This is a genomic window from Caldimonas sp. KR1-144 (assembly GCF_049446155.1).
GTDB lineage: Bacteria > Pseudomonadota > Gammaproteobacteria > Burkholderiales > Burkholderiaceae_C > Rivibacter.
Window position 1 is genome coordinate 530,468 of record NZ_JBMSEE010000002.1, and the last position, 20,076, is coordinate 550,543.

Annotated in this window: 22 protein-coding genes; 8 read left to right on the forward strand and 14 right to left on the reverse strand. The window is 71.9% G+C overall.

Going from position 1 to position 20,076, the window contains the following annotated elements:
- The first annotated feature begins 96 nt into the window (after positions 1-96).
- Both ACO2TI_RS06555 and ACO2TI_RS06560 read left to right on the forward strand, forming a co-directional pair.
- The gene (locus tag ACO2TI_RS06555) at positions 97-1,071 is read left to right on the forward strand and encodes a hypothetical protein (RefSeq protein ID WP_423282901.1); all 975 of its coding nucleotides are present in this window, start codon (positions 97-99) and stop codon (positions 1,069-1,071) included.
- Between the two features lie 122 nt (positions 1,072-1,193).
- Positions 1,194-1,868 carry a Crp/Fnr family transcriptional regulator gene (locus ACO2TI_RS06560; RefSeq protein ID WP_423283326.1) on the forward strand — a complete coding sequence of 225 codons (675 nt, stop codon included), beginning with the start codon at positions 1,194-1,196 and terminating at the stop codon, positions 1,866-1,868.
- Positions 1,869-1,887: 19 nt separating this feature from the next.
- Here ACO2TI_RS06560 and ACO2TI_RS06565 read toward each other — a convergent pair whose 3' ends face one another.
- Complete coding sequence (locus ACO2TI_RS06565; RefSeq protein ID WP_423282902.1) at positions 1,888-2,913, reverse strand: AAA family ATPase; 1,026 nt, start codon at positions 2,911-2,913, stop codon at positions 1,888-1,890.
- Between the two features lie 219 nt (positions 2,914-3,132).
- Between ACO2TI_RS06565 and ACO2TI_RS06570 the strand changes: the two genes are divergently transcribed.
- The 4 genes from ACO2TI_RS06570 to ACO2TI_RS06585 are packed head-to-tail and all read left to right on the forward strand — an operon-like array spanning position 3,133 to position 6,439.
- The gene (locus ACO2TI_RS06570; protein ID WP_423282903.1) at positions 3,133-3,327 is read left to right on the forward strand and encodes a hypothetical protein; all 195 of its coding nucleotides are present in this window, start codon (positions 3,133-3,135) and stop codon (positions 3,325-3,327) included.
- A 31-nt stretch (positions 3,328-3,358) separates the two neighbouring features.
- Positions 3,359-3,547, forward strand: coding sequence for a hypothetical protein (locus ACO2TI_RS06575; RefSeq protein WP_423282904.1), 189 nt, complete (start codon positions 3,359-3,361; stop codon positions 3,545-3,547).
- A 56-nt stretch (positions 3,548-3,603) separates the two neighbouring features.
- A complete protein-coding gene (locus ACO2TI_RS06580) occupies positions 3,604-4,392 on the forward strand; it encodes a response regulator (protein ID WP_423282905.1) in 789 nt (262 codons plus the stop codon).
- Positions 4,393-4,423: 31 nt separating this feature from the next.
- Positions 4,424-6,439 (forward strand): PAS domain S-box protein, encoded by a 2,016-nt coding sequence (locus ACO2TI_RS06585; RefSeq protein WP_423282907.1) that lies wholly within the window; start codon positions 4,424-4,426, stop codon positions 6,437-6,439.
- On the opposite strand, the gene ACO2TI_RS06590 is transcribed toward ACO2TI_RS06585, so the two are convergent.
- Positions 6,436-6,861, reverse strand: coding sequence for a globin domain-containing protein (locus tag ACO2TI_RS06590; RefSeq protein WP_423282908.1), 426 nt, complete (start codon positions 6,859-6,861; stop codon positions 6,436-6,438). The genes ACO2TI_RS06585 and ACO2TI_RS06590 overlap by 4 nt on opposite strands.
- Before the next feature lie 221 nt (positions 6,862-7,082).
- Here ACO2TI_RS06590 and ACO2TI_RS06595 point away from each other — a divergent pair, with 221 nt between their 5' ends.
- Positions 7,083-7,367, forward strand: coding sequence for a hypothetical protein (locus ACO2TI_RS06595; RefSeq protein WP_423282910.1), 285 nt, complete (start codon positions 7,083-7,085; stop codon positions 7,365-7,367).
- 111 nt (positions 7,368-7,478) lie between these two features.
- On the opposite strand, the gene gspF is transcribed toward ACO2TI_RS06595, so the two are convergent.
- The 11 genes from gspF to gspG all read right to left on the reverse strand — a co-directional run bounded on the left by gspF (position 7,479) and on the right by gspG (position 18,208).
- Positions 7,479-8,693, reverse strand: coding sequence for a type II secretion system inner membrane protein GspF (gspF, locus tag ACO2TI_RS06600; RefSeq protein ID WP_423282911.1), 1,215 nt, complete (start codon positions 8,691-8,693; stop codon positions 7,479-7,481).
- A gap of 119 nt (positions 8,694-8,812) precedes the next feature.
- Entirely contained in the window at positions 8,813-10,237 is a 1,425-nt protein-coding gene (gene gspE, locus ACO2TI_RS06605; RefSeq protein ID WP_423282912.1) for a type II secretion system ATPase GspE, read from the reverse strand.
- Between the two features lie 13 nt (positions 10,238-10,250).
- The gene (gene gspD / locus ACO2TI_RS06610; protein ID WP_423282913.1) at positions 10,251-12,500 is read right to left on the reverse strand and encodes a type II secretion system secretin GspD; all 2,250 of its coding nucleotides are present in this window, start codon (positions 12,498-12,500) and stop codon (positions 10,251-10,253) included.
- Complete coding sequence (gene gspN / locus ACO2TI_RS06615; RefSeq protein ID WP_423282915.1) at positions 12,497-13,414, reverse strand: type II secretion system protein N; 918 nt, start codon at positions 13,412-13,414, stop codon at positions 12,497-12,499. Before gspN ends, gspD begins: the two co-directional genes overlap by 4 nt.
- Before the next feature lie 10 nt (positions 13,415-13,424).
- Positions 13,425-13,934 (reverse strand): type II secretion system protein GspM, encoded by a 510-nt coding sequence (gene gspM / locus ACO2TI_RS06620; protein ID WP_423282917.1) that lies wholly within the window; start codon positions 13,932-13,934, stop codon positions 13,425-13,427.
- Positions 13,931-15,169: a type II secretion system protein GspL gene (gspL, locus tag ACO2TI_RS06625; protein WP_423282919.1), complete on the reverse strand. Its 1,239-nt coding sequence runs from the start codon at positions 15,167-15,169 to the stop codon at positions 13,931-13,933. The genes gspM and gspL overlap by 4 nt, the downstream gene beginning before the upstream one ends.
- Positions 15,170-15,284: 115 nt before the next feature.
- Positions 15,285-16,283, reverse strand: a complete 999-nt coding sequence (gene gspK, locus ACO2TI_RS06630; protein WP_423282920.1) for a type II secretion system minor pseudopilin GspK — start codon at positions 16,281-16,283, stop codon at positions 15,285-15,287.
- Positions 16,280-16,939 carry a PulJ/GspJ family protein gene (locus ACO2TI_RS06635; RefSeq protein ID WP_423282922.1) on the reverse strand — a complete coding sequence of 220 codons (660 nt, stop codon included), beginning with the start codon at positions 16,937-16,939 and terminating at the stop codon, positions 16,280-16,282. The genes gspK and ACO2TI_RS06635 overlap by 4 nt, the downstream gene beginning before the upstream one ends.
- Positions 16,939-17,313: a type II secretion system minor pseudopilin GspI gene (gspI, locus tag ACO2TI_RS06640; protein ID WP_423282924.1), complete on the reverse strand. Its 375-nt coding sequence runs from the start codon at positions 17,311-17,313 to the stop codon at positions 16,939-16,941. The genes ACO2TI_RS06635 and gspI overlap by 1 nt, the downstream gene beginning before the upstream one ends.
- Complete coding sequence (locus tag ACO2TI_RS06645; RefSeq protein ID WP_423282926.1) at positions 17,300-17,773, reverse strand: prepilin-type N-terminal cleavage/methylation domain-containing protein; 474 nt, start codon at positions 17,771-17,773, stop codon at positions 17,300-17,302. Before ACO2TI_RS06645 ends, gspI begins: the two co-directional genes overlap by 14 nt.
- A 30-nt stretch (positions 17,774-17,803) precedes the next feature.
- Positions 17,804-18,208, reverse strand: a complete 405-nt coding sequence (gene gspG / locus ACO2TI_RS06650) for a type II secretion system major pseudopilin GspG (RefSeq protein WP_423283328.1) — start codon at positions 18,206-18,208, stop codon at positions 17,804-17,806.
- A 128-nt stretch (positions 18,209-18,336) separates the two neighbouring features.
- Between gspG and ACO2TI_RS06655 the strand changes: the two genes are divergently transcribed.
- On the forward strand, positions 18,337-18,987 hold the full coding sequence (locus ACO2TI_RS06655) for a hypothetical protein (RefSeq protein ID WP_423282928.1): 651 nt from the start codon (positions 18,337-18,339) through the stop codon (positions 18,985-18,987).
- A gap of 12 nt (positions 18,988-18,999) precedes the next feature.
- On the opposite strand, the gene ACO2TI_RS06660 is transcribed toward ACO2TI_RS06655, so the two are convergent.
- The gene (locus tag ACO2TI_RS06660) at positions 19,000-20,073 is read right to left on the reverse strand and encodes a nicotinate-nucleotide--dimethylbenzimidazole phosphoribosyltransferase (RefSeq protein ID WP_423282930.1); all 1,074 of its coding nucleotides are present in this window, start codon (positions 20,071-20,073) and stop codon (positions 19,000-19,002) included.
- Positions 20,074-20,076 lie beyond the last annotated feature (3 nt).

Here is a 20,076-nt window from a genome sequence, read left to right on the forward strand (position 1 = left end):
ATTCGCCACGCGTATCGCAACGAGCCGGCAACATCGTGTCGGCGGCAGGCAAGAATGCGCCGAGGAGTTCGACCTCAAGCAACGGAGACCGCTTTGATGACTGCCCGCTTCCTGCGCCTTGCCCTCGCGCCGATCGTCCTGGCGGCCCTTGCCGCGTGCGGCGGCGGCGGTGGCGGCAGCGACGACTCGACCCCCGCCGCGACCGGCGACATGGCCGCCGCCAACTACGCCACCACCACTGGCGGCGTGGTCGACTCGGTGATGACCGGCCTCGATTTCGCCGGCACGATCGCCGGCGCGCTGCCGCAGGGCGGCGGCTCCGGCGCGACGGCGGCGGCCGCCCAACGCGGCACGTTCACGCTGCCGCAAGGCCGCCTCGAGCGCGCGCTGGTCGGGCGCCTGATGCAGCGCAGCGTCGGCCCCTCAGCGCTGGCCACTTCGACCAGCTCGATCGCCTGCTCGGGCGGCGGCCAGCTTGTCTTCACCGATACCTTCGCCAGCGACACTGCGGTCACCAAGGGCGACCGCGTCGACGTGACCTCACAGGGCTGCATCGAGGGTGGCCTGCCGGTGACCGGCTCGCTGGCACTCGTGGTGTCGCAGTACAGCGAATCGCAGACCGCCCTGTCGGCGGCGATCTCGCTGACCGCCACGGCCTTCGGCAGCAGCGATCTGCGCATCAACGGCGGCGCGACGATCTCGGTGTCGGCCAACAGCGCCTCGGTCAGCCTGGCCATCGCCTACCAGTCGATGACCGCGACGACCCCGGAGGCCACGCTGACCTGGGACCACAGCTTCACCTACACCTTCACCGACACGCACGAGACGCTGTCGTTCGGCGGCATCGCGCACCACGCGGGTGCCAGCTACACGCTGCGCCAGGACGTGCCGTTTGACGTGACCGGCACCGGCGTCCCGGCCAGCGGGCAGCTCTCGATCATCGACAAGGACGGCGACCGCGTGCAGGTCACCGCCGACGGCGCCGGCTTCACCTACACGTTCTACGTCGCCGGCAGCAACACGCCGACGGCCGGACCGGTGCAGGGCATCCGCTTCAGCAGCGGCCTGTAAGCGCCGGAGCGCGAGCGTCGAACGGCGGCAGCCCGACAAGGCCGCCGCCGTTGTCGTTTTCGCCTGGCTGCCGGCACTACAGTGGCGTTCGACGTTTCGACGAGGACACCGCCTTGGCCACCATGTTCGAGATGCTCCAGGCGTCGACCTGGGGCCGCGCGCTGACCGAAGATCAGCTCGAGCGCGTCGCCTGCGAGGCGCGTGAACAGCAGGTGCCGGCCGGCGGCTACGCCGCGCACGCCGGGACCGTGGTCGACCACTGGAGCGGCGTGATCGAAGGCCTGCTGAAGATGTCGGTCACCGCGCCGGACGGGCGCGTGACCACGCTGGCCGGCGTCAACGGCGAGGGCTGGTACGGCGAGGGTTCGTTGCTCAAGCGCGAGCCGCGCCGCTATGACGTGATCGCGCTGCGGCCCTCGCGCCTGGTGCAGGTGCCGCAGTCCACCTTCGAGTGGCTGCGTCATCACAGCCTGCCGTTCAACCACTACCTGCAGCACCTGATGAATGCGCGGCTGAGCCTGTTCATCGGCATGCTGCAGGTCGACCGCCTGCTGTCGGCCGAGGAGCGCGTGGCGCACTGCCTGTCGACGCTGTTCAACACCGACCTCTATCCCAACCCGCGCCAGCACGTCGACCTGAGCCAGCAGGAGATCGGCCTGCTCTCGGGCCTTTCGCGCCAGCGCGCCAACATCGTGTTGGGCGTGCTGCAGGAGCGCGGGCTGCTGCGCATCGAGGCGCGTGGCGGGATCACCGTTCTCGATATCGAGGGCCTGCGGCGTTATGCCGCGGGCCGCTGAGCAGCCGGTCGGTCGCCCCTCAGTTCACAAATCCAATGGGGGCGCGCTTGCCGGCGTGGCTCTCCGGCAGGTCGCCGGGCTGAACCATGTCGCGCCCCGCCAGCCGCGCGTTGCCGAAGCCGGTCATCCACGCCCGCCGCATCTCGCGCGGCGCCAGCTCGCTCATCGCGTCGAGCACCGCGTCGGATGGCTCGGGCGCAAATCGCTGGCCCCAGTCGTGGTCGGCACGGATGGCGCGGTACAGCTGGGCGGCGATGCGCCGAGCCGCGTCGCGGTCGGGCATCTGCACCTCGTAGACGTTGACGCGGTTGAGGATCGGGTCGGGAATGGCGCGCGCATCGTTGGCGGTCGCGACCCAGATCACCTGGCTGGCGTCGATCGGTACCTCGGCAAACTCGTCGGTAAAGCACTCCGCGGTGTCGTGCTCGAGCAGGCTGTAGAGCGCGCCCAGCGGGTCGTAGGCATGCTCGGCGCCGGCCTTGTCGATCTCGTCGACCACCATCACCGGGTTGGCATAGGTGCCGTCGACCAGGGTCTCGAACACCTTGCCGGGGCGCGCGCCCTTCCACTGGCTGCTGGCGCCGGACAGCACCCAGCCGGCGGTGAGCGAGCTCATCGACATGAAGCCCATGCCGGTGCCGAGCAATTGCGCCACTTCGCGCGCGAAGTGCGTCTTGCCGACGCCCGGCGGTCCCAGCAGCAGCATCGGCGTGATCTCCAGCGCGTCGCGGCTGTCGTGGCACAGCGCGAGTTGCCGGCGCAGGTCGTCGAGCGCGTCGTGGAAGTTGGGCAACTCGTCGTAGAGATGGCCCATCGCGGGCACGCCCGAAGGCTTGACCTGGAAGCGCTCGGGACCCTTCTCGAGCATGCGCTCGTAGGTGGCGCGCAGGCTCTCGTGGTCCTTGGCCGGCAGCTTCTCGAGTCTGCGCTCGACGTCGTGCAGGCGGTAGACGTTGCGCATCTGCGCGATCGGGATGCCGCCGCGAGGGGCCGGTGCCACGGGAACGAGGGCGTGGCCGGAATCTTGATTGACAGAGCTGCTCATGACCCATCACCTCCGATCAGCTACCTGCTCCAGGTCATTGCAGCAAAAGCCTAGCAAGGCCTGTCACGGGAACAAAGCGGGGAACCCACTGCTGTTGCGTGCATGGAGCGTGCCAGCCGACCCAGGCAACAAATGAAACACGGATCGCGGCCGCTTGCAGCGCGCGTGATACCCGCGCTGCCGACCATGGGGCATTGAATCCACCGCGAGGACGCCACCATGAACCTGAAGTCGACCCTGCTCGCCGCCACCATGTTCGTCGCGGCCGCCAGCGGCCTGGCGCTCGTCCTGGCCACGCCGCAGGAGCCGGCGGCAGCGCCGCTCGCACTGCCCGAGCCCGGCCTGGGCGCCTTGCTGCTGGCCGGCCTGGCGGCCGCCGGCTTCCTGGCCGGGCGGCGCGGCGAGCCGCGCTGAGAACGCACTGCGGTCATCCGAGGAGCCGATCATGGACATGTTGCTGTCGAATCTGACGTCTTTGGGAAGCCACGCCCCCGTGCTGGCGGCGCTGCCGATGCTGCTGGCGCGCCGGCCGCTGGCGGCCGAACCGTTCGAGGGCCTGCCGCCCGGGCTGCGCAGCGAAGCGTTCGCCGAGGACCTGCTGGACGACGAGGCCTACGCGGCCAACGGCCTGTGAGCCGGGGTGGCGCGATGCTTTCCCTGCCTCCCGCGTTTTCCGCTCGAAACGCCTTCATGCCTGCGGATACCATCGCGCGCATCGCCGCGCATCCCATGCCCTCTGCGATGACGCCTCGACTGCTGGCCGTTGACGACGAACCCGAGCTGCGTACCCTGTTGGCCGAGTACTTCGGCCGCCAGGGCTTCGAGGTCGCGACCGCGGCCGACGCGCAGGCCGCGCGCGAGTGCTTCGCCGAGGCGCCACCGACCTTGGCCATCCTCGACGTGCACATGCCCGGCGAAGACGGCCTGTCGCTGGCGCGCTGGATCCGCGAGCACCACCCGGCCACCGGCATCGTGATGCTGACCACCGCGGCCGAAACCGTCGATCGCGTCGTCGGCCTCGAGGTCGGCGCCGACGACTACGTGCCCAAGCCCTTCGACCTGCGCGAGCTGCTGGCGCGCCTGCGCAGCCTGCAGCGCCGCCTGGCCGCGGCCGCGCCCGCCGCTGCTGCCTCGGGCGCCGCGGCCAGCGGTGGCCACGATGGCCGCAGCGTGCCCTTCGGCGCCTGCCTGCTGCACCTGGAGGAGCGCCGCCTGGTCGGTGCCGACGGCGTCGAGATCCCGATCACGGCGTCCGAGTTCGACCTGCTCGCGCTGTTCGCGCGCCACCCGAACCGGCCGCTCAACCGCGACCAGATCATGGAGCAGGCGCACAACCGCGGCTGGGACGTGTTCGACCGCTCGATCGACCTGCGCATCATGCGGCTGCGCCGCAAGATCGAGCGCAACCCCGACAAGCCGGAAGTGCTCAAGACCGTGCGCAATGTCGGCTACGTGTTCGTGCCGGGGGCCGGGCGTTGAGCGCGACGGCTTCGTCGAAGGAGGGCCTGGTTTGACGGAGCCATTGAATTTCGAAGCACCCCCTCCTCCGGGCGCCGGCGCGCTGGACTCGCTGCTGCACCAGGCCGACGGCGACCTGCTGCGCGCGGTGCTCGACGCGCTGCCCGCGCGCGTGATCGTGCTCGACCGCGAAGAGCGCTGCATCTACCTGAACCACGAGTTCTTCGCCTTCACCGGACTGCACCCCAAGCAGGTGCTCGGACGCCACATCGCCGACGTGATCGGCCGCGACACCTACGACACCTACATCCCGGCGCGCGAGCGCCTGTGGCGCGGCGAGCCGGTGCGCTGGGAGGGCTGGACCGAACTGGCCGGCCAGGGCCGGCGCTACATGCGCGAGCACCTGGTGCCCTACGGCGTGTCGGTCGATGCGCCCGGCCAACCGTCGGTCATCGTCGTGATGAGCCGCGACCTCACCGAGCTCAAGGAGCACGAGGCCGAGCTGCAGGCGCAGGTCGAGCGGCTGCAGGCCACCGAGGCGCTCAAGTCGGCGATCGTCGACCACGCGCTGGCCGCGCTGGTCTCGGCCGACGAGGCCGGCGTGATCGTCGAGTTCAACCCGGCGGCCGAGGCGATGTTCGGCGTCGCGCGCGGCGACGCTGTGGGGCGCCTGGTGGCCGAGGTGATCATCCCGCCGCGCCATCGCGCCGCCCACGCGGCCGGCATGGCGCGCCTGCGCGGCGGCGCCGCGCCGCGCGTGCTCGGACGCCGCATCGAGATCGAGGCGCTGCGTGCCGACGGCAGCGAATTCCCGATCGAGATGGTGCTGTGGCGCACGATGGTCCACGGTGTCGCGCACTACACCGCGTCGATCTCCGATCTCACCGAACAGCGCCGCCAGGCCGACGAGATCGAACGCCAGCGCGAGGCGCTGCGCCAGAGCGAAAAGCTCACCGCGATGGGCAGCCTGCTGGCCGGCGTGGCGCACGAGCTGAACAACCCGCTGGCGATCGTGATGGGCCGCGCCAGCCTGCTGGAGGCCAAGTGCGCCGACGACGCCGAGCTGCGCGCCGACGCGCAGCGCATCCGCGAGGCGGCCGAGCGCTGCGGGCGCATCGTGCGCACCTTCCTCGGCATGGCGCGCCAGCGCGCGCCGCAGCGCGCCGAGGTGCAGCTCAACGACATGGTGCGCGGCGCGATCGACCTGCTGCACTACAACCTGCGCTCCGGCGGTGTCGAGGTCGAGCTGCGGCTGGCCGACGGCATGCCCGCCGTGCTGGCCGACCCCGACCAACTCGGCCAGGTGCTGCTCAACCTGCTGGTCAACGCGCAGCAGGCGCTCAGCAGCCAGCCGGCGCCGCGGCGCATCGTCATCGAGAGCGGCGCGGTGCAGCCGCGCCCGGGCCGCGTCGCGGGCGTCTGGCTGCGCGTGGCCGACAACGGGCCCGGCGTGCCGGTCGAGATCCGATCGCGCATCTTCGATCCCTTCTTCACCACCAAGGCCGAGGGCACCGGCACCGGCCTGGGCCTGGGCGTGTCGCGCTCGCTGGTGCGCGAGTTCGGCGGCGACCTGATCCTGGAGACCGAGCAGCCCGATGGCGGCGCGTGCTTCCGCTTCTGGGTGCCGGTGCCGTCGTCGGACGAGCGCGCGCCGCTGGCCGAGCCCGATGCGCAGGACAGCCGCTCGGGCATCCGTGCGCGCATCCTCGTCGTCGATGATGAGCCCGAGCTCGCCGCCTTGCTGCAGGAGATGCTCGAAGCCGCGGACTACGAGGTCGCGATCGCCGAGTCCGGCGAGGTCGCGCTCGCGCTCGCGGCCGAGGCGCGCTTCGACGCGGTGGTGTCCGACCTGCGCATGCCCGGCATGGACGGCGCCGCGCTGTGGCGCGCGCTGCGCGAGCAGCAGCCGCAGCTCGCGCGGCACATTGTGTTCGTCACCGGCGACACGCTGAGCCCCGGCTCGCGCGAGTTCCTCGAGTCGACCGGCTGCGCCTGCCTCGAAAAGCCCTTCGCGCCGAGCGACCTGGTCGCGCGCGTCCAGGCTTCGCTCGACGCCGCGGCGGCTTAGGCCGCCAGCGCCTCGTGCGCGGCGCCGGCCATCATGGTCGCGCTGATCAGGTCGTACATCTCGATCCAGGCGGACCCGACCTCGCTCGTGAAGGCCTCGCCAAGGCCTTCGGCCAGCGTTTGCACCAGCGCGGCGCCGACCGTCGCATAGTGCTCCGAGCGAACGCCGTAGCGGCCATGGCGCGCGCCGAGCTCGCGCAGGGCCGGCAGCAGCTCCTCGGCGCGCTCCAGGCGCCCGACGGCCCAGGCGATCATGTTCATCAGCGCGGCGCCTTGCGCTTCCATGTCGCCGCGAAACTTCGGCTTGAGCTTGGGATCGAGCGCGAACAGGTTGCGATAGAAGATGGCGGCCGCCTCGGGCGCGATCGGCGCCAGCGTCGCGAAGCTCTCGCGCACCAGGGCGATCTGTCGGATCGTCATCATCGGAAAGTCTCCGTGGGTGGGGCGGCCGCGCAGGCCGCATGACCGCAGTGTGCTAAGCGGCGGTATCAGCGCGGTGCCGCGAGCGGTTTCATTTGTTGTGGCCGCTGCCGCGCGACCTGCAACACGCCCGCTGCCCATCGATACCCGCTTGAAACATCCGCCGCCGACACTGGATTCACGACGCCGATGCGTCCGCGACGAATCAATCCACGGAGATCGACATGCTCAAGCTGATTGCCCAACTGACCCTCGGTGCCGCCCTCATCGCCTCCGGCGCCGCCGGTGCCGCCGAGCCCGAGGCCGCCCCCGTGAAGGACTTCGACGTCTACGTCGACCTGCCGACCGGCTTCACCTTCGTGAAGATGCCCCAAGGCTGGAAGTTCGTCGGCCAGCTCGACCAGCAGGCCATGCGCAAGCTGCCGGGCAGCGTGCACACCTGGCTGCTGCCCGCCGAAGAAGGCGAACAACGCATCCGCCTCGCCCAGGCGATGGCCGAAGCCAGCTGAAAAGAGGGCGCCGCGTCCAGCGGCCGCCCCCAGGTCTTGCGCGGATCCGGCTTCGCCGGTCCGCAGCAAGCGCCCCCTCGGGGGGCAGCGAGCGGAAGCGAGCGTGGGGGCCTACTTCACCCAAGTATTCAGCTGAATGATCGGCAGCAAGACCGCCAGCACGATCAGCATCACCACCGCGCCCATCGCGACGATGAGCAGCGGCTCGAGCAGCGTCGCCAGCGCCATCGCGCGGCGCTGCACCTCGGCGCCGAGCTGGTTGGCGGCGCGTTGCAGCATCACCGGCAGCTGGCCGGTCTGTTCGCCAAGCCGCGCGAACATCGCCAACAGGCCCGGGAAGCGCTTCTTCGACGCCATCGCCGACGCCAGCGGCGCGCCTTCGCGCACCTGCACCAGCGCGGCCATCGCGTCGGCCCGCATCGCGCGGTTGTTGAGCGTTTCGGCCGCGGCCTGCAGCGCCTTGAGGATGGGCACGCCGGCATTGGCGAGCATCGCCAGCGTGCCGGCGAAGCGCGCCGCGTTGTAGCCGCGCGCGAGCCGGCCGATCAGCGGCAGGGTCAGCCAGAAGGCGTCGAAGCGCTCGCGAAAGCCCTCGTTGCGGCGCGCGAACATCAGCGCGCCGATGCCGCCAGCCAGGCCCAGCGCGACCAGCCAGCCCCAGCTGCGAACGAAGCTGCTGATCGCCAGCATCGCGCTGGTGAGAAAGGGCAGGGCGCGCTTGCCGCCGGCGAACACGCTGGCGACCTGCGGCACGACGTAGGTGACCAGGAAGATCACGATCACCACCGCGACCAGCGAGACGATCGCCGGATACAGCGCCGCGCCGATCAGCTTGCCGCGCAGCGCCTGGCGTTCTTCCAGGTCGTCGGCCAGGCGCTCGAGCACCGTGCCGAGCTGGCCGCTTTGCTCGCCGGCCGCGACGACCGCGCGGTAGACGTCGTCGAACTCGCGCGGCGAGCCTGCCATCGCACGGGCGAACGGGCTGCCGGCGTTGACCTCGGCGCGCAGCTGGGCGAGCAGTTCGCGCTGACGCGGGTCTTCGGATTCGTCGGCCAGCGCGGTGAGCGCACGCTCGAGCGGCAGGCCGGCGGCCACCAAGCCCGCGAGCTGGCGCGTCCAGATCGCCAGGCCGCTGGCGCTGAACACGCGGCGGCCGAAGCGCGCGCGCGCATCGTTGGCCGCGGCGGCCTGTACCAGCGTGACGTCCAGCGGCACCAGCGCGCGGCCGCGCAGCTGCGCGCGAGCGGCCTTGACGTTGTCGGCCTCGATCAGGCCGCGCGCGGTCTTGCCGGCGTTGTCGAGCGCTTCGTACTTGTAGGCGGGCATGGCGTCGCTCGCTCAGTGAGTGAGCGACGCGGGCCGGCCGGCTGCCGGGCCGCCCCAAGGCCGGCCAACCCCCTTGGGGGACAGCGCCGTGGCGAAGCCGCAAGCGTGGGGGCACATGTTCACTCGCGGGTCACTCGCAAGAGTTCTTCGAGCGAGGTGATGCCGGCTTCGACCAGGCGTTGGCCGTCTTCGCGCATCGTCTTCATGCCGGCCTGCTCGGCGGCGACGAAGACCTGGCTCTCGGCCGCGCGCGCATGGATCAGGCCCTGAATGCGGTCGTCGGCGACCATCAGCTCGTAGACGCCGGTGCGGCCCTTGTAGCCGGTCATGCCGCACTCGGGGCAGCCGACCGGGTGCCAGTGGCCGCGCTCGTCCTGGCGGCGGCACACCGGGCACAGCTTGCGGACGAGTCGCTGCGCCAGCACGCCCAGCAGCGAGCTGCTGAGCAGGAAAGGCTCGACGCCCATGTCGGTCAGGCGGGTGACGGCGCTGGGCGCGTCGTTGGTGTGCAGCGTGGCCAGCACCAGGTGGCCGGTCAGCGAGGCCTGGATCGCGATCTGCGCGGTCTCGTAGTCGCGGATCTCCCCGATCATGATGACGTCGGGATCCTGGCGCAGGATGGCGCGCAGCGCCTTGGCGAAGGTCAGCTCGATGCGCGCGTTGACCTGCGTCTGGCCGATGCCGGGCAGCTCGTATTCGATCGGGTCTTCCACCGTGAGCACGTTGGTCGTGCCGGTGTCGACCTGGCTCAGGCCGGCGTACAGCGTGGTTGTCTTGCCCGAGCCCGTGGGGCCGGTGACCAGCACGATGCCATGCGGCTGCGCGATCAGGTCGCGAAAGCGCCGCAGCGTCTCGCCACTCATGCCCAGCGACTCCAGCGTGAAGCGCGAGCTGTCGCCCTTGTCCAGCAGGCGCAGCACTGCGCGTTCGCCGTGCGCGTTGGGCAGCGTGGAGACGCGCACGTCGATCGCGCGCCCACCGATGCGCAGCGAGATGCGGCCGTCCTGCGGCAGGCGCTTCTCGGCGATGTCGAGCTCGGCCATGATCTTCAGGCGCGAGATCAGCGCGGCGTGCAGCGCCTTGTTGGGCTGCACCACTTCGCGCAGTGTGCCGTCGACGCGAAATCGCACCGACGAGCTGCGCTCGTAGGGTTCGATGTGGATGTCGCTCGCGCCGTCCTTGGCCGCCTGCGTCAACAGCGCGTTGAGCATGCGGATGATCGGTGCGTCGTTGGCGGCCTCGAGCAGGTCTTCGACCGCCGGCAGGTCCTGCATCAGGCGCGACAGGTCGACCGCGCTTTCCACTTCGCCGACCACCGCCGCGGCGCTCGATTCGCCGCCGGCATAGACGCGCGCGATGCGCTGCGACAGCGCATCGGCGTTCTCGAGCTCGAGCGCGTCGACCGCGTAGCGGCGCATCACCTCGCCGAGGGCTGCGGGCTCGGCCTGCGCATGCGCGCGCAGCACGATCTGCTCGCCGCTGTCTTCGACCAGCAGCGTGTGCGCCTTGGCGAAGGCGTAGGGCAGCGGATGGCGCGTCGCCATGGCGGCCCCGAGCTCAGTTGGTCGCCGGCGCCGAACCGGGCGCTGCCGGCGCCGACGCCGGCGCATCGGCCGGTACCGGCGGCATCACTTCACTGGGCCGCGAGCCTTCTGGGCGCAAAGGCGGCACCACGCCGGCGTCGACCGGCAGCAGCGCGCGCGGCTCGGGTTGCGAATCCTTCTGGAGCGCACGGATCAGCTCGTAGCGGTCGAGCGAGAGCTGGTTGGCCTGCTCGGCGCCGCGCATCACGACCGGGCGGATGAAAATCATCAGGTTGCTCTTGGTGCGCGTGCGGTTCTCGCTGCGGAACAGGTGGCCGAGCACCGGGATGTTGCCCAGGCCCGGCACCTGGTCGCGGTTGTCCTGGAACTGGTCCTGCATCAGGCCGCCGAGCACGAGGATGTCGCCGTTCTCGACCACGACCGCCGACTCGATCGAGCGCTTGTTGGTGACCAGGCCCGCGGTCGCGTCGGCCACGCCCTTGGAGACGTTCTGGTTCACGACGCTCGAGGCCTCCTGGTAGATCGTCATGCGCACGGTGCCGTTCTCGCCGATCTGCGGCCGCACCTTGAGCGTGATGCCGACGTCCTTGCGCTCGATGGTCTGGAACGGGTTGGTCGCGCCCTGGCCGGTGCCGGTGTTCGTGAACGAGCCGGTCACGAAAGGCACGTTCTGGCCGACGACGATCTTGGCTTCCTCGTTGTCGAGCGTCACGAGGTTGGGCGTCGAGAGGATGTTGCCGTCGGCGTTCTGCTCGAGGAAGCGCGCCAGCGCGCCGAGCGTGTAGGTGCTTCCGTAGCGCTTGATGATGCCCAGGTTCAGGCCCGACGACGGCAGCTGCGTGGTGTCGCCGGTTGCCGCGGCGATCGACAGGTTGAGCAGGTTGTTGCCGCCGCTGCCGAAGTTGGTGCCGCCGATCAGGCCGACGCTGTCGCCCTGCTTGCCGATCAGGCCCTGCCACTGGAAGCCGACGTCGGCCGCCTTGGTCGCATTGACCTCGATGATCATGGTCTCGACGTAGACCTGCGCTCGGCGCGAGTCGAGCTGGTCGATCACGGCGCGCAGCTGGCGGTACATCGGCTCGGGCGCGGTGATGATCAGCGCGTTGGTGGCCGGGTCGGCCTGGATGAATCCGCCGGTCGAGGGCTGCGCGGTCTGCGCGACCGGCGCGGCTGCCTGCGGGCTCATGCTCGAGGACGACGCACCCGCGCCGCCGAGGCCACCCGGCAGGTTGGTCGAGGTGAGCGGCGAGGTTGCGCCGCCGGTGCCGGTGAGCGCGCCCGTGCCGCCGGCGCCCGTGCCGCCGCCGAGCTGGCCGCTCGCGAAGGCCGCGCGCAGCACCTGGGCGAGCCGCACGGCGTCGGCGTTCTTCAGGTAGACGACGTAGATGTTGCTGCCGCCCGCGCCGCCGATGCCGGGGCGGTCGAGCTTCTCGACCAGCGCGCGCACGTTGGCCAGCTTGGCAGGCGTGGGCGCGCGCACCAGCAGCGAGTTGGTGCGCGAGTCGGGCACGACGGAGACGGAGGCACTTGACGTCGGCGGCGCGCCCGGCACCGCGACGCCTGCGGCACCGCCTTCGGCCAGGCGCTGCACGGTGGCCGCGAGGTCGGCGGCGACCGCATGCTGCAGCGGGATCACGTCGACATCGGTCGCGCCCGAGGTGTCCATCGCCGCGATGATCTTGCCCAGGCGCTGGAGGTTGTCGGCGTAGTCGGTGATGACCAGCGTGTTGTTGTTCGGGTTCGCGTTGATCGTGTTGTTGGGGCTGATCAGCGGGCGCAGCACCGTCACCAGGTTGTTGGCGTTCTCGTGCTGCAGCCGGAAGATCTGCGTGAGGATCTGATCGCCGCTGCGCGTGGGCGCGCCGACCGAGACGGTGCCGGTCTGAAGCTTGGCGTCCGCCTCAGGCACGACCTTCAGCAGCCCGCCGACTTCGACCACCGCGAAGCCCTGGCCGCGCAGGGCGGCGAGGAAGCTCAGGTAGGCCTCGTTGGGCGTCATCGGCTGCTCGCTGTAGAGCGTGATCTGGCCCTTGACGCGCGGGTCGACCAGCATCTGCCGGTCGAGGATCGCGGCCATCGCACGTGCGACGCCTTCGATCTCGGCGTTGACGAAGTTCAGCGTGACCGGCGCGCGACTCTTGGCCGTGCCGGGCTGGGCCAGCGCGGCCGCGGGGCTGCCGAGCGCGAGCGCGCAGGCGGTGGCCAGGGCGCAGGCGCGGCGCGCCTGGCGGCGCAGAAGGTGGGAAGAGGCTCGCATGCTCATCCGATCGAGATGACGGAGCGCGCGCCGTCGCGCCGCCCGATGATGTTCAGCAGATTGGACAGCGCGGCCGGATCGCCGTCCGCCCGGGCTTCACCGCGAAAACGCAGGCCGTTGGCACCCAGCTGGCCATTGCCCGACAGCTGCAGCGCGCCGTCGAGCGTGGCGAGATCGAGCCGGGCGCCGCCGCTGGCCGGGTCGCCGGCCAGGTCGAGACGATAGCTGCCCAGGCGCTCGAGCGAACTCAGGCGCGAAGAGACGTCGATCAGCTCCAGCGAGGCGCCGCCTTCGACGAGCCAGCGCCCCTGCACCTGGCGCAGCGTCAGCCCCGAGGGCGGCGTGGTCAGGCGCAGCGCGCCGCCGAGCTGCAAGGTGTTGAACGGCGTGCCCAGCCCGGCCAGCCACTGCGCCGGCCACTGGCCGATCCATTGGCCACCGCTGTCCGGCTGCACCGGCGCGGCGACGAGCCGCGTGGTCATGCTGCCGAAGCCGGGCGACAGGCGCAGCTCCGTGCGGCCGTTGAGGCAGCAGGCATGTTCGAGCATCAGCGAGAAGCCGGCACCGGCCGGGCGCAGCGTCCAGCGCAGCCGGCCCGGCAGCGCGCGCGCCTCGCGACTGCCGCTGCCGCCGGCGAGCACGGCGACGGCGCTGCCGTTCCAGATCGTGCCGCGCGCCTCGGCCAGCAGCACGCGCCCGCCGGTGGCGTCGGCCACCCAGCCGGCCAGCCAGGCCGCCGGCGCCCAGACGATCAGCGCGACGACGACCCCCAGCAAGCCACCCCACAGCGCAAAGCGGCGCGCGGCACCCTCGGCGCGCCGCCAACGCTGGTCTTCGAAGCGCGACTCGCCGAATGCGGTGGCGCCTGCGCCCGCACCGCGGCGGTGGAAGCGTGAGAGGCGTTCGGTCCAGCGTGCCATGGCTTGCCGATCAGGAGCGCGGCGCGCCGAGCGCGAGCACCAGCGTGCCGCTGTAGCTGCCGCCCGGGCTGCGCGTGAGGCTGGCCTCGATCGGCCGCGCGCGCGCGGCGCTGCGCACCTCGCCGAGCCAGCCCGCCAGCGCTTCGCCGGCAACGCCGTTGAAGGACACGGTGGCGCGGTCGCCTTGCAGCGTGAGCCGCGCGGCCGCGCCGAGGCGTTCGGTCGTCGCGCGCAGCGCCGCCTCCGCCTGCGTCGCGTTGACCGGCGGCAGGGTGCGCAGCTCGCGCACCTCGGCGGCGAGGCGCTGCATGTGCTGCAGTTGCGCGTCCAGTGCATCGAGCTGCGCCGGCGCGCTGCGCAGCGTGGCGACCGCCGGGCGCACGAAGATCAGCCAGACCAGCAACAGACCGAGCAGTGCCGCCGCCACACCGAGCACGAGGCGCTCGCGCGGCGCCAACGCTTGCCAGCGGCTGCGCAGCGGCGCGAGGGCGGTGGCGACCGAGTCGGCGGAGGCGTTCATGTGCGCGGTGTCCCGCTGCCGGTGATGGCGCGGCTGAGCGTGACGCGGCCTTCGCCGGGCTCGACGCGCCAGCCGCCGGGCGCGAGCGCGTCTCGCAGGCGTGCGAGCTGGGCGTCGTCCCAGCCGGGCGTCGCCAGCGTGAGGCGGCCCGGTTCGTAGTTGAGCGTTTGCACCGGCTGCTGCGCCGGCCAGGCGCTCGCGGCGGCCTGCAGCAGCGCCTCGAGGTCGGCCTCGCCGGCGCGGCCCGCGGCGGCACGCAGCGCGTCGGTCTCGCGCTGCATCTGCGCCGGCGCATCGAGCACCGCGCGCACCTGCGGATGGGCCGACTGCAGCAGAGCGACCATCTCGGTCTTGCGCTGCGCGACCGCATTGCGCTGTCGCCAGGCCTCGGCATTGAGACCCACGAGCTGCACGACAAGCAGCGCGGCCAGTCCGACGCGCAGCGGCCGCCAAGCCGGATGGCGCCAGAAGGTCATCAGGCCCTCGCGCAGCGCCGCGACGCCGCGGTGTCGTGCGGCGAGGTCGAACTGGCGCAGGTTCCACAGCGAGCGTGCGGCGCGCAGCGCGAACTCGGCCGCGGTGACCACCTGCACCGGCCGGCCGAGCCAGCGGTCGGCCGGTGCCGCGGCCGCCGGCGTGGCGGTCAGCAGCCAGTCGGACGGCAGCTCTTGCGGCAGCACCGAGCGCGACGAGGCGCTCAGCGGCCAGTGCGCAACGCCGCCCGGATGCGCGTGACTCACGGTGAGCCGCGCGACACCCCCGTCGGCGGCCGCGTCGTGCACGAAGACCAGCGGCGGCGCATCGGGCCACAGCGAGGGCACGACACGCTCGACCGGGCGGCCGGCGCGTTCGAGTTGCGAGAGCGCCGCGGTCAGCGCGGCGCGGTCGGTCGCCGCGACCCAGCCCGGCTCGCCCGCGCGGGCGCCCGGTGCCAGCGACAAATGCGTCGCCGCGAGGTCGTCGAGCAGCGCATCCTCGAGCAGGCCGGCCAGCGCCGCCGGCATGCGTGCCGGCGAGGCCTTTGGCACGCGAACGCTGTGCCAGCTCACATCCATGGGATGCAGCACCGCGACGACGCGATCGGCGCGCGGCAGCTCGGCAACGGGACTGCGGCCCTCGCGCGTGACGACGAGGCCGTCGTCGGTCAGTGCCCACGCCACGCTCGACGACGCCGACTCGCCCGGCGCGGGGCCGAGCCGAGGGTGCGGTGCGAGCGTGATGACGAGCGTGGACATGGTGGCGATAGAGCCGAACGATTGTAGGGGTCGAGTATTGCTGCGCCAGTCAAATCAAGCACTTGCCGCGCACTGCCGATGTGAGGGGGCCACGGTGGGTGCCGCCCCTGAGACGTCAAGGCGTGACTGCGTTGCGCTGTTCCATGGCAAACACCTGCACGTCGAGCCCGCGGCGCACCAGCCAGGCATGCTGCTCGACAACACGCTCGTCCAGCCGCAGCCTCCCGCTGACCTCGAAATACGCCGATGAGACGCCCACGCGGGCCGCGTCGAGTTCGGTCTGCGCGGGCAGCAGCGAGCGCGCGTCCTGCAGGCTGCGAAACGGCGTGCGCTGGCGCGCCTGCACCAGCCGGTCGGCGCTGGCGAGGTCGATGCCTTCGATGGTGGCCGCGATCACTTCGCGCGAGGCGGTGTTGAGATTGACGGTGGTCTTGGTCGGCAGCCACACCACGTAGGGCGCGAGGCGGCGCAGCGTCTCGGCGTCGAGGCCGCACCAGGTCAGCTGCTCGAGTCGAGCCGGCGCGATCGCCGCCTGCGGATCGGCCGTCACGATGACGTTGCCGTCGCCGGCTGCGCTGGCCGCGGCCGCGGCCGCGCCGCTGGGCAGCGCGCGACGCAGTTCGGCGGCGACCGTGGCTGCCAGCGCGGGATTGGCGCCGATGGTGTCGAGCAGCCGCGCCAGGATGCGCTGCTCGACCTCGGCCGCGGCGTCGTCGCCGAAGCTCAGGTTGCGCAGGTTGTAGCGCGACTGCGCATCGGCGATGGCGCCGGAGAGATAGGCGTCAGGGCCGTCGTCCTCGGCTGTGTTGTCGCGGTCGGCGGCCAGGAAGGTCGACAGCCGCGCCTCGGCCAGCGGCACCGCCCACGGCTCGGCCAGGTGGTCGGGCCCGCCGGTGCGCGCGTCCTCGCGCAGGATCAGGCGCGCCCAGTCGATCGCGCCGATCAGCACCCAGCGCGCCTGGACCCGCGCGCGCTCGGCGGCCTCGACCTGGATCGCGCGCCACTGCTGCCAGATGATGGCGCTGGCCAGCGTCGCGACCAGCGTGACGATGACCATTGCGGTCAGCAGCGCGGCGCCGCGCTGACGGCCGTGGCGATGTCCGAGCGCGTTCATCGCGTCGGACCGCCTTGCCCCGGCACGATCACGTCGCGCGTGAGGCTGCCGATGAAGCCGCTGTCGGCGGTGAATGCGAGCACCAGGCGCACGCCGCCCGGCAGCTCCTGGCGCGCGGCGCCCACCGCGGTTTGTTCGCCGCTTTGCGCGACGTCGCCGGTCGACTGCGCATTGCTCCAGGCGTTGCCGCGCCAGTAGTAGAGCTGCCAGCTCTCGACGCCGCCGAGCGCGTCGAGCTGCGCGCGCTCGTTGCCGAGCAGCTGCTGGCTGCGCAGCCACAGCTCGAGCAGTTCGCCCTGGTGCGTGACGGCCGGCGCGCTCCAGCGCATCCAGTGCCCGCCGCGCAGGGCCCACACGACGAGCTGCACGCCGCCTTCGGTCGCGCGCGTGAGGCGCAGCGAGGCGCCGTCGAACTGAAGTGCCGGCACGACATCGGTGTCCTGCAGCGCGGCGAGGTCGGCCTCCCACTGGCCGATCACCGACTGCAGCCGCATCTGCAGCTCCAGCCGCTGCTGGCTGGCGTCGCGCGTGCGCAGCATGCCGTCGATGCCGCGCCAGCTCAGGCCCGCGACGATCGCAAGGATGAACAGCGCGACCAGCACTTCGACCAGCGTGAAGCCGGCCGGGCGCGGCAGACGGCAGCGCAGGCGCTTCATCAGTACCGCGGCAAGACCGTGGAGATCGTGAGCATCGGCGTGCCTTCGCTGCCCATGATCTGCGCGTCGACGCGGCGGAAGTTCGGGTTCGGCGTCGGCCGCACGACCAGGCGCCCGGCATAACGGATCCCGAGCGCATCGCAGGTGAAGTCGCTGTCGCCGCTGCCGGGGAACTGGCGCGCGAGCTTGAGCGCGGTGAGCTGGTTGTCGGCGCACCACTGCGCGGCGGTGATGTCGGCCAGGCGTTGCGCATTGCCGGCCAGTGCACCGGAGGCCTTGAGGCCAGCCGCGAGCGTGATCGCGACGATGGCCAGCGCGACCAGCACCTCGATCAGCGTCAGGCCGCGGGCGGACAGGGCACTAGCGCTGCGCATCGTCGGCTTCCGCGGCCAGGGCAAAAGGCCCCAGCCCGTCGGTGGCGAGCACGATCCGGCGGTCGCCGAGCAGCAACGCAATGCGCTGGGCGCCGATGATCGGCTCGGGACCCAGCCGCACGAGCCGGGCCGGGCCGTCGACCGAGGCGATCTCGACCGCCGGTGCTTCGTCGCCCAGCCAGCGTTCGGGCATGCGCAGCGTCGCCGGCAGGCCGACGAAGCGAAAGCCCGCGCCGCCGATGTCGGCCGCGCCGCGCGGGACCCACAGCACCGGCACACCGAGCACGCGCGACTCGGCACGCGCTGATTCGAGCAGCGCCGCGAGGCGCGCCGCCTCGCGCTCGAGCTGCGACGCATCGGGATCGCGCAGCGCGAGCGAGGCCACCGCGGATGCGATCGCGACCAGCGCGATGACGATCAGCAACTCGATCAGCGTGAAGCCGCGTGTCGCGCGGCGCATCGGTGCTCCTTGCGCGATGGCCCGGCGACGTTACTGCCAGGAGCCGATGTCGGCGTCCTTGCCTTCGCCGCCGGCCTGGCCGTCGGCGCCGAAGCTGAACACGTCGACCTCGCCCCTCACGCCCGGATTGGCGTACTGGTACGGGCGGCCCCAGGGATCGTTGGGAAGCTTCTCGACATAGGGCTTCCAGTTCGGCGGAATCGGGCTCGCGGTGGGCTTGGCGACCAGCGACTGCAGTCCCTGCTCGGCGCTCGGGAAGCGCTGGTTGTCGAGCTTGTAGAGCTTGAGCGCCTGCATCAGGTTGGCGACGTCGGTGCGCGCGGCCGTGACGCGGGCGTCGTCCGCGCGATCCAGCACGTTGGGCACGATCAGCGCGGCGAGAACGCCGATGATGACCAGCACCACCATCAGCTCGATCAGCGTGAAGCCGACCATGCGCGCGCAGCGTCGCACGATGCGGTCGGCCGGGGAGCGCTGAAGGGAAGTCGGGGTCGACGCAGTCATGGGCATGGGGCTCGCTCGAAGCCTTGTTGCGAAGAGACGGTCCATCATAATCGGCGCCCATGTCTGCTCCTTGGCTGGCGCGCAGCGCCGCGTTCTTCGGCTGGGCCGCGGTGGCGGCGTCGGCGGTCTATTGGGTGCTGCGGACCACGGTCTCGGCGCCGGGCCTGCCGCCGGACGCCTTGCCGGTGTCCGGCACCGCCGCGGTGCGTGGCGACGTCGCGCGCCTGTTCGTCAACGAGGTGCGCAACGCGCCGGTGGCCGAGCCGGCGCTGGCCAGTCGCTTCAAGCTGCTGGGTGTCGTCGCGCCCCGTGCGGGCGGCGAGGGCGGCGTCGCGCTGATCGCGGTGGACGGCAAACCGCCGCGGGCCGTGCGCGTGGGCGCGAGCGTCGACGGCGACTGGCTGCTGCAGTCGGTTGCGGCGCGCACCGCGTCGATCGGCGCTCAGGGTGCGGCGCCGGCTGTCGAGCTGAGCCTTCCGCCGCCGACACCGGCGGCCACCGGCACGCTGCCGCCGGCGACACCACCGGGCGCACCACCGCCGGCACCACCGTCGCCGGCCGCGGTGCAGGCGCCGCCGACCGGCGAGCCCCCGGGCCTGGTGCCCGGCGCGCCACCGCCGACGGCCGTGATGCCCAGCCTGCCGCGCGGGCCCGTCGGCTCCGGCGGTGCGGCACGCCGGCGTGGCGAGGCGGCTTCGGCAGCGCGCTGAAACGCGGCCGGCTCAGGGGCGCGAGCGCGGACCGCTCGGCGTGCCGGGGTCTGTGGTGGTCGTCATCGGCAAGGTCGGGCCAGGGTCCTCGCCCTCGGCAACCTCGGTAAGCAGCGCGGCCGCGGCATGGATCAGCGGCCAGGTGACCGATGCACCGGTGCCGTCGGCCGACTCCATGCCCAACTCGAGCAGCGCGCTGGCGCCGAAGATCGACATCGCATGATCCAGGCCGCGGTGGCCGTGGCTGCGCGCGAACACGCAGTAGTCGGTCACCGGCGCGGCGATCTTCGAGGCCACCAGCAGCGCGGCGCAGGCCGGCAGGCCGTCGACGATGATCAGGTGCCGCTTGCTGGCCGCGACCAGCATCGCGCCGACGAGCAGCGCGGTCTCGAAGCCGCCGAACGCCGCCAGCACCTCGACCGGATCGGTGATGTCGCGGTGGCGGCCCTGCGCGCCTTGCAGCACCACCAGCAGCGACGCCAGCTGGTCCGGCGGCAGCGCGTGGCCGTTCTCGACCAGCGAGCGCAGCGGCACGGTCGACAGCCGCGAGATCACGAGCGCCGCGCTTTCGTGCGCGCCGACGCCGATGCCCGCACAGGCCAGCACGTTGCCGTGCAGGCCGTCGGCGATCTCCATGCCGGCGCGGATCGCGGCATGCGCCTGGTCGACCGTCATCGCCGACGTGATGCGCGCATTGCGCGTGCCGAAGGCGATCTTGCGCTGCAACAGGCTCGGGTGCGGGCTCATCGTTTCGGCCAGACCGGCGTCGGCGACCGTGAGGCCGAGCCCCTGGATGAACGAGAACACCGCCATCGGCAGCCGGCCGGCGAGCAGGTGCATGACCTGGATCGACGAGGCTGCGCCGCTGGGCGCGACGTCGACCGCGAGGCCGTGGTCGCCGGCGGCGACCAGCAGCTGCGGCGAGCGCAGCTTGGGCTTGAGCGTGTTCTGGATCAGGCCCAGCCGCACCGCCAGCGGCTCGAGCTCACCGAGGCTGCCGGTCGTCTCGCTGCGCCGCTGCAGCTTGTGCCGCAGCGCCTCTTCGAGCTTGGGATGCGCGGTCGGAGTGATCAGCGAGCGTTGCACGGC